An 11272-nucleotide genomic window follows, 5' to 3' on the forward strand; every position below is an offset into this window, starting at 1 on the left:
GTGCGGTAGTCATTTTTTGTTTAATCTTGTTTCTATTCTCCTATATTAGAAGAACTTTTGACCAGCAAAAACTAACAGAAAATCACATCAGAGACTCTAATATAGAACTGGAACGGATTTCGGCTGAAAACGAACAAAAAAACTGGTTGCTATCTGGCGCAACAGCTGTAAATGAGGCTATGCGTGGAGAGCAGGGGGCTGATGAGCTATGCACAAAAATAATAACCTCAATATGTAATTATATACATGCACCTGTTGGTTCAGTATTTCTGGTTAATCGTTCAAAAAAAACCATCAAATTTATTGGTGGTTATGCATTTGAAAATACAAAAGGAACCATAAAGGAATATCAATTTGGTGAAGGATTGGTTGGACAGGCAGCTCTTGAGCAGCAATCCAAACTGCTTAACAAAGTTCCTTCAGATTATATAAAGATTCAATCGGGGTTAGGCAGCACCCTTCCAAGCCATATCTTTCTGCTTCCAATACTATTCGAAAACGAAACGCTAGCGGTAATAGAGTTAGGTTTAAATAAAGAACCAGATTCATCTACGCTAGTGTTTTTAAACACAATTGCCGAAAGCATTGGTGTAGGAATAAACAGTGCAGTAGCACGTGTTAAATTAAGGGCCTTGTTTGAACAAACTCAACAGCAGGCCGAAGAGTTGGAAAGTCAGCAGGAAGAGCTTCGCACAACAAATGAAGAACTGGTGTATAAATCAGAACAGCTACAGGCATCAGAAGAAGAACTTAGGGTACAACAAGAGGAACTGCGCCAAACCAATGCCGAACTGGAAGAAAAAGCTCAATTGCTTGAAGAACGTAATATTCTAGTAAACCAGGCCCGGGAAGCAATGAGCTTAAAGGCTGAAGAGCTGGAAGTTTCAAGCAAATACAAATCTGAGTTTTTGGCCAATATGAGTCACGAGTTAAGAACTCCTTTGAATAGCATATTGATTCTGGCAAGAATATTAAAAGAGAACAGACCTGAAAATTTAAACGAAGATCAGATTAAATATGCAGGGGTTATACATAATGCGGGCTCCGACCTGTTAACGCTTATTAACGACATTCTTGATCTTTCGAAAATTGAATCAGGCAAAATAGATCTGACAATAGAACACGTCTCGCCTAAGGCCATTCAACAAGATATGGATGCATTGTTTAGCGAATTGGCCAGAAGTAAGAAAATCACTTTTAAAACCACTCTTGAACAAAACTTACCCGAATCTATATTTACTGATCAGGCAAGGCTGGAACAAATTGTGAAGAACCTCCTTTCAAATGCCTTTAAATTTACTCCAGAGCATGGAGAGATATCTTTAAATCTAAGCAGTGCGGCAAAAGGGACGAAGTTCTACTCTGAGCAGTTGAGAAACTTAAATAAGAATATAATAGCTATAACGGTAAAGGATTCTGGAATTGGAATACCGGAAGATAAGCAGAAGCTAATATTTGAGGCATTCCAACAGGCCGATGGATCGACAAGCAGAAAATATGGTGGCACGGGCTTGGGCTTATCTATTAGCAAGGAACTTGCATATATACTTGGAGGCGAAATTCAGGTAATAAGTGATCCTGGTTTAGGAAGCACCTTCACACTTTTTATCCCTGAGGAAAATACCTCAAATAATCCGAAAGAGATAATTAACCAAATAAATGAAGAGGCTAAAATTATTCCTTTAATTCCTGAGCCTGTACTACTTCCAGTCAAGAACGGCACAGTTCAAACATTACTAATAGTGGAAGATGACGTTGTCTTTGCAGACGTACTGAATGATTACGCTATAGAAAAGGGTTTTAAACCTCTTCTTGCTCATAGTGGAGATGTTGGATTGGAAATGGCTATATCTGAACTTCCAGATGCTATTGTTTTGGATATTATGCTGCCCGTTATGGACGGATGGACAATACTTAAAAAGCTAAAAGAAAACCCCAAAACAAAACATATCCCTGTACACATGATGTCGGCAGGTAATGAAAAGGAAAGTAAGGCAAAAAAAGAAGGCGCAATAGGCTTCCTCAAAAAACCTATTGAAAAGGATAGACTTGACGAGGCGTTTGAACTATTAAGTTCAGCGTACATAAAATATAATTTTAATACAGTCTTAGTAATTGAAGACCAGGAGCTTCATAGTAAAGTTTTAACCCAGCAGCTTACCGATAAAGGTGTTGATGTAAAACAAGCCTTTACAGGTAAAGAGGCATTAGCCCTGCTGGAAGAACATACATTTGATTGTATTATCCTCGACCTAAAGCTTCCAGATATTTCCGGATTCGATCTGCTGGATACGATTAAATCGCAACCGGCCCTTGCCCACGTGCCTGTAATCATAAATACAGCGATGGAATTAAGCGATGAAAAAATGGCTCATATCATGAGATATACAGAAGCCATGGTTCTGAAATCAAACAAATCAAATGACAGATTAATTGATGAGGTCAGTCTTTTCATGAACAAGCTTAAACAAAGCGACCGATCCACGATTCAAACACAAAATAAAAGTAAGGGCCTATCCACTATTGAAAAAGCATTAAAAGACAAAACCATTCTAATTACCGATGATGATATGCGTAATATTTTTGCTCTTTCCAGTGCCTTGCAACTCTACGATATAAATATTGTAATTGCAAACAACGGAAGAGAGGCGCTTGAACGATTGGCCGAGAACGAACAGATTGATTTGGTTCTAATGGATATTATGATGCCCGAAATGGATGGATACGAAGCGATGAAAGCAATTAGAAGCGAGAAGCGCTTTTCGAAACTTCCAATTATTGCTTTAACAGCAAAAGCCATGAAAAATGATAGGGAGAAATGTATTGAGGCGGGTGCCAATGATTACATATCTAAACCGGTAGATATGGATAAACTGCTATCAATGCTAAGAGTTTGGTTAAGCTAATATGGATCAATCATCAGACACAATAACGTACGAGCAACTAGCCGATCTGGTAGATTTTATCAGAAATGTTCATGGTTTTGATTTTGGAGATTATTCTGCTGCTTCTCTAAAAAGAAGGGTTACCAGAATTATGCAACTTCAAAGGCTATCGCTGTTTGACTTGCGCATATTATTAACAAATGATCCTGATTATTTTGAGAATTTTTTAGTTGAAGTGACGGTAAACGTAACTGAAATGTTTAGGGATCCTTTATTTTTCAAATCAGTAGCTACTAATGTAATTCCTTATTTAAGATCTTATCAAAGAATCAAAGTTTGGAATGCTGGATGCTCTACCGGAGAAGAACTTTATTCTTACGCCATACTTTTCTCTGAAGAAAACTTGTACGAACGATGCTTTTTTTATGGGACAGACATCAATGTAGATGTCCTGGAATATGCCCGGAATGGAATCTATGATTTGCAAAAAATGAAGCAATATTCTGAAAACTTCCATAAAACCGGCACAATACATACACTGTCTGATTATTATACGGCAAAATATGATGCTGCAAAAATTAATCATTCTTTAAAGAAAAATGTGCTATTCTCTGTTCATAATTTGGCTTCTGATGGGGTATTCAACGAATTTCAAGTAATATCCTGCCGGAATGTACTTATCTACTTTAATACAGACTTACAAAAAAGAGTAATTGAATTATTTTACAATAGTTTAGCTAATTTTGGCTTTTTATGTTTAGGATCCAAGGAAACACTAAGAAGCACTGAAATAGGCAGATTTAAAATCATAGACAAAAAAAACAACATTTACCAGAAAATAGGTTAACATTAACACTCAGATAAGATAAAACATGGAGAAGATTAATATATTGATTGTTGATGACAGGCCTGAAAACATAATAGCGCTTGAGGCACTGCTACAGAGAAATGATATTAATATAATTAGTACCACAAACCCAAATGAAGCACTTAGAATTTCCTGGGAAATGGATATTGCAATTGCTTTGGTTGATGTTCAAATGCCAGAAATGGATGGATTTGAACTTGTTGAAATACTAAAAAGTAATCCTCGAACAAAAGACATATTAATCATATTTGTAACAGCAATTTCTAAAGAAACAAAATATGCGGTAAAAGGATTAAATTCCGGCGCTGTTGACTATTTATATAAACCATTAGATCCGTTTATCACTTCAGCTAAAGTTGATTCTTTTATACAATTTATAAGAAACCAACGTGAGATAAAAACAAAGAACAAAGAACTGGAAGCTTATCAAAAGGAACTTATAAAAGCTAAAGAAGAAGCTGAGCAGGGCAAAAGAATAAAAGAAAATTTTCTTGCCAATATGAGCCATGAAATCCGCACTCCTATAAACGGGATCATTGGTCTTGCCCATCTGCTGGAAAGAACCACTTTAACCGAGGAACAAAGAGAGATGATTTCATTACTTGAAATATCTTCTAGTTCATTGTTGGGCGTTATTAATGACATATTGGATTTATCAAAAATTGAGGCTGGCAAATTTAGAATTAATAGAACTCCAACTGATATCCAAAACGTTTGCAATTCAGTTATTAATCTTTTACGTATAAGGGCAAAAGAGAAGAAACTGAATTTAGAAATGGAATTAGCCCCTGAACTTCCAGTCCATGTACTTGCAGATTCATTGCGTTTAAACCAGATTTTAATGAATCTGATAGGTAATGCAATTAAATTTACATCTCAAGGCAGTGTTACATTAAGGGTAGAAATTCTTAATAGCAAAGGGAATAATATTCAGGTTAAATTTTCTGTAATTGATACAGGCATTGGAATAGCTTCGGAAAACATTGAGAAAATATTCGAGACGTTTGAACAGGCCGATGAGCAAACTACGGTAAAGTTTGGCGGCACAGGTTTGGGGTTATCTATAGTAAAAAACCTTGCCAAACTCAAAGGCGGCTACCTTGAAGTATTTAGTGAAGAAAATAAAGGAAGCACATTCTGTTTTACAAACTGGTACGAAATTGTAAAAGAAACACTACCCATTCAGAAAGTAGCTAAAGAAAATTTCACTCCTTTCGATAATGTCAAAATTCTTGTAGCAGAAGATAATCCAATCAATAAATTTCTTATTGTGAAGATATTAAAGGATTGGATGATTGATGCAGACGTTGTAGAAAACGGGAAAGATGCAATAAACAAGCTAAAAGAGAATCATTATGACCTTATCTTGATGGATACCTTTATGCCTGTTTTAAATGGCTTAGACGCAATCAGGATGATTAGAAATGGTTATGCCAAAGGGAAAGAAAACATCCCAATAATTACATTTTCGGCTGCAGTTATGGAAACGGATACTAAAACTGCTATGGATGCGGGGGCAAATGATGTAATAAGCAAACCCTTTGAACTTGCCACCCTACATGAGAAAATAACCAAATATACTACAGTTACTTATTAAAGGCTGTCATAGTTTTTGCCGGGCCAATGGTTACAAAGCTTTTAATTAGTTCTACGCTTGTATCTATCAGTGCTGGCAATTCCGGCTGCTCTTCTTTATAAAAGTTTGAAAGGACATAATCGGCTTGTCTACCTTTGGGAAAATCATCACCAATCCCAAAGCGTAAACGAGGATATCCTTGTCCACCGCACAAACCTTCAATACTTCTTAAGCCATTGTGTCCTGCGCTGCTACCCTGCATCTTTAATCGCAGCTTGCCAAGTGGCAAGGCAAGATCATCTACAATAACCAGAACATTTTCTAAGGGGATACGCAGCTCCTGCATCCAATAATTTACTGCCTTACCACTTAAATTCATAAAAGTAGTTGGCTTTATTACGTGTAGCTTCTTGCCTTTAAACGAAACTTCAGAATAATAGGCAAGCCGTAAATTAGAAAAAGTACCACCCAGCTGCTTAACTAACTCATCAGCTATATTAAATCCAATATTATGCCTTGTATAAGCATATTCAGGTCCTATATTTCCTAAACCAACTATTAAGTATTTCATTGCTGCAAAGATAATAGTTTACGCGACATGCATTTTCTGTAATTCTATTTTCACAAAAAAAGCAGCACTAATTATCTTAGTGCTGCTTTTTATATTTAGCTAATTCGAATTATTTCTTGTTAGCTTCTTGCTCTGCTTGTTTTAATGCTCTTGACATACCTACAGAAACGATAGTATCTTCAGGAGTGTTAGTAATAACGTATGCGCCTTTTTGAAGGTCACGAACACGGAATAAATTACCCACTTCTAATTTCGCAATACTTACTTCAACTGTTTGAGGCATATCTTTAGGCAATGCTTTAACACGAAGTTTACGTAATTTTTGAACTAGTTTACCACCCATTTTAACACCTGGAGAAGTTCCGGTTAATTTAACAGGGATTTCCATTAGAATTTCTTTGTCATCAAATAACTGAAGAAAATCTACGTGTAATAATAAATCAGTTAATGGGTGAAATTGTAATTCTTTGATAATAGCTTTGATTTTCTTACCACCTAAGGTAATCTCAACAAAGTTAGCTTCTGGTGTATAAATAGCATCCTTTAATTCAGTTGTTACTACAGCAAAATGTGCTTGTTCTTTACCACCATACAATACTGCAGGAACTTTGCCTTCATAGCGAAGCTCTTTAGCATCGCGTTTCCCTACGTTCTCTCTTGGAGAACCGCTAATTGCGATTGTTTTCATTTTTTTGTTTTTTAAATGTTTTGAAACCTTAACGGCTTCATTATATATAGTTATTAATATTAAACGTTAAAAAGATCACTAATTGATCCATGCTCATTCACATTAGCAATTGCTTTTGCAAACAATGGAGCTGTTGAAAGCACTCTTATTTTTGGGCTATCTTGTTTCAAAGGAATCGTATCTGTTACAATCAATTCGGTTAGCATCGAATTTTCAACAGTTTCATATGCCTTGCCTGATAATACCGGATGTGTACAAACCGCTCTTACACTTTTCGCACCCTTTTCCATAATTAAAGCTGCAGCCTTAGCTAATGTACCTGCAGTATCACAAATATCATCAATAAGCACCACATCTAACCCTACTACGTCTCCAATTATAGACATAGATTCTATTTCATTAGCACGCTTACGGCGCTTATCGCAAATCACTACCTCAGCATTAAAGAACTTAGCAAAAGTACGCGCACGGTAAGATCCACCCATATCTGGTGATGCTATGGTTAAGTTTTCAAGCCCTAAACTCTTTATGTAAGGAACAAAAATTACTGAACCATCAAGGTGATCAACCGGAATATCAAAAAATCCCTGAATCTGAGCTGCATGTAAGTCCATGGTCATGATCCTGTGGATACCTGCAGATTTTAAAAGATTTGCTACTAATTTAGCTCCGATTGCAACCCTTGGTTTATCTTTCCTATCTTGTCTGGCTAATCCATAATAAGGAACAACCGCAGTTATATAATGTGCAGATGCTCTTTTTGCAGCATCAATCATTAATAACAGTTCCATTAAATTATCAGAAGGCTGATAGGTAGATTGGATAAGAAATACATCACACCCCCTTACAGTTTCATCATAAGAAGGCTGAAACTCACCATCGCTAAACTTGCTTAAGGTTACATTACCAAGAGGCTTGCCGTAACTTTCGGCAATTTTATGTGCTAAATCTTTAGTACCGGTTCCGGCAAAAAGTTTAACTGGGTTAAATTGCAATGGCATTATTGAAAAGTTTCAATACTGGTTAAAAAAAATCGGATTGCGGTTTAATTCACAATCCGAATATTGTTTAGTTGTCCGACCTGGATTCGAACCAAGACAAACGGTACCAAAAACCGTTGTACTACCCTTATACTATCGGACAATCTTCCATTAAAAAGGTTGCTTTGAAATGGAATGCAAATCTACGCACATTTTTCAATTTTGCAAGGGGCAAATAAAAAAAATATAAAATATTTTATATCAAATAGCCCACCCTGCTTATTACTCCCAATAAATCAATCAGTTAATCTAATCATATTTTTATAATTATTTTTTCACTACATGAACGTTACTTAAATAATGTATACAGAATACAGCATATACTAAGGAATAAAGCCATGTTTTAATCTAATCGTACATTTTTACAATAACTGAATTCATACAATATCGTCTATATTATAAGTAGTGATTATCTTAAGCAGGAACGTTAAATTTGTTAAACACAGCTTTAGATTATACGATTATCAATCTTATTCTTTATTTTCGGACGCAATTAATTGCCTTTACATTAGTAACTACTTGATAACGAAATGAATTATTCAAAAATCAATAACATTACCGGTTGGTTCTGTTTTGCCATTGCTACCTTAACCTATATTTTAACTCTAGAGCCCTCTGTTAGTTTTTGGGACTGTGGCGAATTCATAGCTTCTGCTCTAAAAATGCAGGTGGTGCATCAACCAGGAGCGCCTTTATTTTTAATGATCCAGAGATTCTTCTCTTTACTTGCTCTTGGCGATGTTACTAAAGTAGCATATTTCATGAACGTGGGTTCTGCAGTTGCAAGTGGTGCTACTATATTATTTTTGTTCTGGACAATTACTGCCCTAGCCAAAAAGATCTTAATAAAAGATAAAGAAGAGATTTCTAAAGCCAACCTAATCTCTATTATGGGAGCTGGTGTTGTTGGAGCCCTTGCTTATACATTCTCTGATAGCTTCTGGTTTTCGGCAGTTGAATCTGAAGTATATGCGCTATCTTCACTATTTACAGCTATAGTTTTCTGGGCTATATTAAAATGGGAAGCACATGCCGACGAACCTCGTGCTGACAGGTGGTTGTTATTTATCGCCTACATTATGGGGCTTTCAATAGGCATCCACTTACTAAACTTGCTAACCATACCTGCAATTGCTTTTGTTTATTACTTTAGGAAAACTAAAAAAGCTACTACTTCAGGTATTGTAAAAACGGGATTAATTGGCATTCTAATTTTAGCCTTTATACAATACGGCATCATTCAATACCTGGTTTCTTTCGGTGCTTATTTTGACTTGTTCTTTGTAAACACCTTAGGTTTTGGTTTTGGGTCGGGTGTTATTTTCTTTGCAATATTATTAATAGGTGGTATTGTTTGGGGTATTAGATATTCGATAAAACACCAAAAGAAGATCCTCAACCTTGCGCTATTATCTACAGTATTAATCATATTCGGATATGGCTCTTTTGCAATGATCATTATTCGTGCGAAGGCAGATCCTAATCTAAATAATAGTGATCCCGATAATGCTTTTTCATTTCTGGGATACCTTAACAGGGAACAATATGGCGATAGACCATTACTATTTGGGCCTAACTATAACTCACAAAAGGTTGATATTAAACAGGGTAAAACCCTATACAGAAAAGGTGCTGAAAAATATGAAGTAGCTGGAAGAAAAACTGATTACGAGTACGACAGAACTACCCCTTTTCCGAGAATGTATAGTGATGATGCGCGACATATAGGTTATTATAAGGATATGATGGGCTTTGATGATACCCATTTCCCTAATCTTATAGATAATATTGGATTCTTTTTTGGCTATCAGACCGGCCAGATGTACATGAGATACTTTATGTGGAACTTTGTTGGTCGTCAAAATGACGATCAGGGACAAGGAAGTTTGTACGAAGGTCAATGGTTAAGTGGGATTAAACCGATAGATGCTGCTCGCCTGGGCGATCAAACTCACCTCCCTCCAACTATAACCGACAATAATGCATACAATAGATTCTTCTTTTTGCCGCTTATATTAGGACTGCTGGGAGCAATATGGCATTTCCAACGTAATCAAAAAGATGCAGGTATAATAGCCTTGTTATTCTTCTTTACTGGTATGGCTATTGTATTGTATCTTAATCAAAAGCCTATGGAGCCAAGGGAGCGGGATTACGCCTATGCCGGATCCTTTTATGCCTTTGCTATATGGATAGGTCTGGGAGCATTGGCTTTAAAAGAGTGGCTATTTAAGAAGGTCACCCCTGCTACAGGTGCTGTTCTGGCAACAGTTGTTGGATTGTTTGCTGCACCCGTAATTATGGCGGCACAAGGATGGGATGATCATGATCGTTCTACTAAGCTTGTTGCTCATGATATAGCGGTTGATTATTTAGAGTCTTGTGCACCAAATGCAATTCTATTTACCTACGGTGATAATGATACCTATCCGCTTTGGTACATACAGGAAGTTGAAAATGTTAGACCAGATATCCGTCTGGTAAACCTAAGCTTATTTGATACTGATTGGTATATAAATGGAATGAAGCGTAAGCAAAATGAATCTGAGCCATTGCCGATAAGCATGAAAGAATCTCAATATGTACAAGGCAATAGAGATGTAATGTATTATCAGGATTATAAAATTGCAGGTTCAATTGAACTGAGTAAGATTTTTGAAGTATTAACTTCTGATAATGATGAAGATAAACTTCCCTTAAATGACGGTACAAAAGAAAACTTTATCCCAACCAAAAATTTTAAACTTACTGTAAACCGTGCTGACGTCATTAAAAACGGGGTAGTTAATGCCGCAGACTCAGCTAAAATTGTTCCTGCTCTTGAATGGAAATTTAATAAGAACTACGTTACTAAAGGTACTTTAGCAATGTTTGACATCCTTGTTCACAATAACTGGAAAAGACCAATTTATTTTGCCAGTACAGTGCCTTCAGAGCAATACAATGGCCTGGACAACTATTTATATAACGAAGGGCTTGCGATACGACTAATGCCTTTAAAAATAGATAGCGCCGCTGGAAAAAGCGATTTGGTAAATACGCCTGTTCTATACAATAACCTGATGAATAAATTCAAATGGGGCAATGTAAAGAATGCGCGTTATCTTGACACGCAATCATCAGACGATATCTCTATTTTTACAAGCATGTTTAATAATGCTATTACCGGTCTTGTTAAAGAAGGAAAAATTGAAGATGCTAAAAAAGTTGCGAACCGTTATTTCGAAGTAATGCCTGATAAGTTCTATGGTATGCGTTCTATGATGGGGGCATATTTTATGGCTGAGAATCTGTATACTTTGAATGACAGCAAGAGAGCCAATGCTCTAATCGAAAAATCTGCAGCCTATATACAAAAGGAACTTACTTACCTTGCCGATGTATCTAAGAGCAAAAACAAATTTATTGGCGGACAGAACGTACAACTTGGTATGTCGTTCCTAAATCAAATGGCAAAAATAACTGAGGCAAATAAGGAGACTAAATTAAGTCAGAGTTTGACAAAACAATTCAATGAATTAGAAGGAAGGTTTTCACAATATTTTGCACAACAATAAGAGGTAAGCTCTCATTCTGCTCCCCGGCTGCATTAATTTGGCTCAGAAAAAGAGCCAAATGAACGCTAGGTCGGTTCACAGAAAACT

At 36.3% G+C, this 11272-nt stretch carries 7 protein-coding genes; 4 read left to right on the plus strand and 3 right to left on the minus strand.

All coding sequences use genetic code 11. The features are described from left to right. From AC1DDX_RS14100 to AC1DDX_RS14110, 3 genes are all read left to right on the plus strand, one after another. On the plus strand, window positions 1-2906 hold a 2906-nt coding region (locus AC1DDX_RS14100), incomplete at its 5' end, for a hybrid sensor histidine kinase/response regulator (protein ID WP_477622183.1). Window position 2907: 1 nt separating this feature from the next. Beyond that, complete coding sequence (locus AC1DDX_RS14105; protein ID WP_288882848.1) at window positions 2908-3732, plus strand: CheR family methyltransferase; 825 nt, start codon at window positions 2908-2910, stop codon at window positions 3730-3732. 25 nt (window positions 3733-3757) lie between these two features. Then, complete coding sequence (locus AC1DDX_RS14110; RefSeq protein ID WP_172661529.1) at window positions 3758-5350, plus strand: response regulator; 1593 nt, start codon at window positions 3758-3760, stop codon at window positions 5348-5350. Here the strand turns inward: AC1DDX_RS14110 and pth are convergent. The 3 genes from pth to AC1DDX_RS14125 form a co-directional block, all read right to left on the minus strand. Beyond that, window positions 5340-5900: an aminoacyl-tRNA hydrolase gene (gene pth / locus AC1DDX_RS14115; protein ID WP_172661530.1), complete on the minus strand. Its 561-nt coding sequence runs from the start codon at window positions 5898-5900 to the stop codon at window positions 5340-5342. The two genes, AC1DDX_RS14110 and pth, sit on opposite strands and share 11 nt — an antisense overlap. 109 nt (window positions 5901-6009) lie before the next feature. Further along, a complete protein-coding gene (locus AC1DDX_RS14120; RefSeq protein ID WP_172661531.1) occupies window positions 6010-6588 on the minus strand; it encodes a 50S ribosomal protein L25/general stress protein Ctc in 579 nt (192 codons plus the stop codon). Between the two features lie 59 nt (window positions 6589-6647). Continuing rightward, complete coding sequence (locus AC1DDX_RS14125; protein ID WP_172661532.1) at window positions 6648-7589, minus strand: ribose-phosphate pyrophosphokinase; 942 nt, start codon at window positions 7587-7589, stop codon at window positions 6648-6650. 569 nt (window positions 7590-8158) lie between these two features. Between AC1DDX_RS14125 and AC1DDX_RS14130 the strand changes: the two genes are divergently transcribed. After that, window positions 8159-11185 (plus strand): glycosyltransferase family 117 protein, encoded by a 3027-nt coding sequence (locus AC1DDX_RS14130; protein WP_337717218.1) that lies wholly within the window; start codon window positions 8159-8161, stop codon window positions 11183-11185. The last annotated feature ends 87 nt before the right edge of the window (window positions 11186-11272 follow it).

It is taken from the genome of Pedobacter sp. 10L46_2 (assembly GCF_056395165.1).

What these genes read in the sequence shown, in the direction of transcription:
- AC1DDX_RS14105 (WP_288882848.1), top strand. Translation starts at nt 2,908, where the DNA reads ATGGATCAATCATCAGACACAATAACGTACGAGCAACTAGCCGATCTG.
- AC1DDX_RS14110 (WP_172661529.1), top strand. Translation starts at nt 3,758, where the DNA reads ATGGAGAAGATTAATATATTGATTGTTGATGACAGGCCTGAAAACATA.
- pth (WP_172661530.1), bottom strand. Translation starts at nt 5,900, where the DNA reads ATGAAATACTTAATAGTTGGTTTAGGAAATATAGGACCTGAATATGCT.
- AC1DDX_RS14120 (WP_172661531.1), bottom strand. Translation starts at nt 6,588, where the DNA reads ATGAAAACAATCGCAATTAGCGGTTCTCCAAGAGAGAACGTAGGGAAA.
- AC1DDX_RS14125 (WP_172661532.1), bottom strand. Translation starts at nt 7,589, where the DNA reads ATGCCATTGCAATTTAACCCAGTTAAACTTTTTGCCGGAACCGGTACT.
- AC1DDX_RS14130 (WP_337717218.1), top strand. Translation starts at nt 8,159, where the DNA reads ATGAATTATTCAAAAATCAATAACATTACCGGTTGGTTCTGTTTTGCC.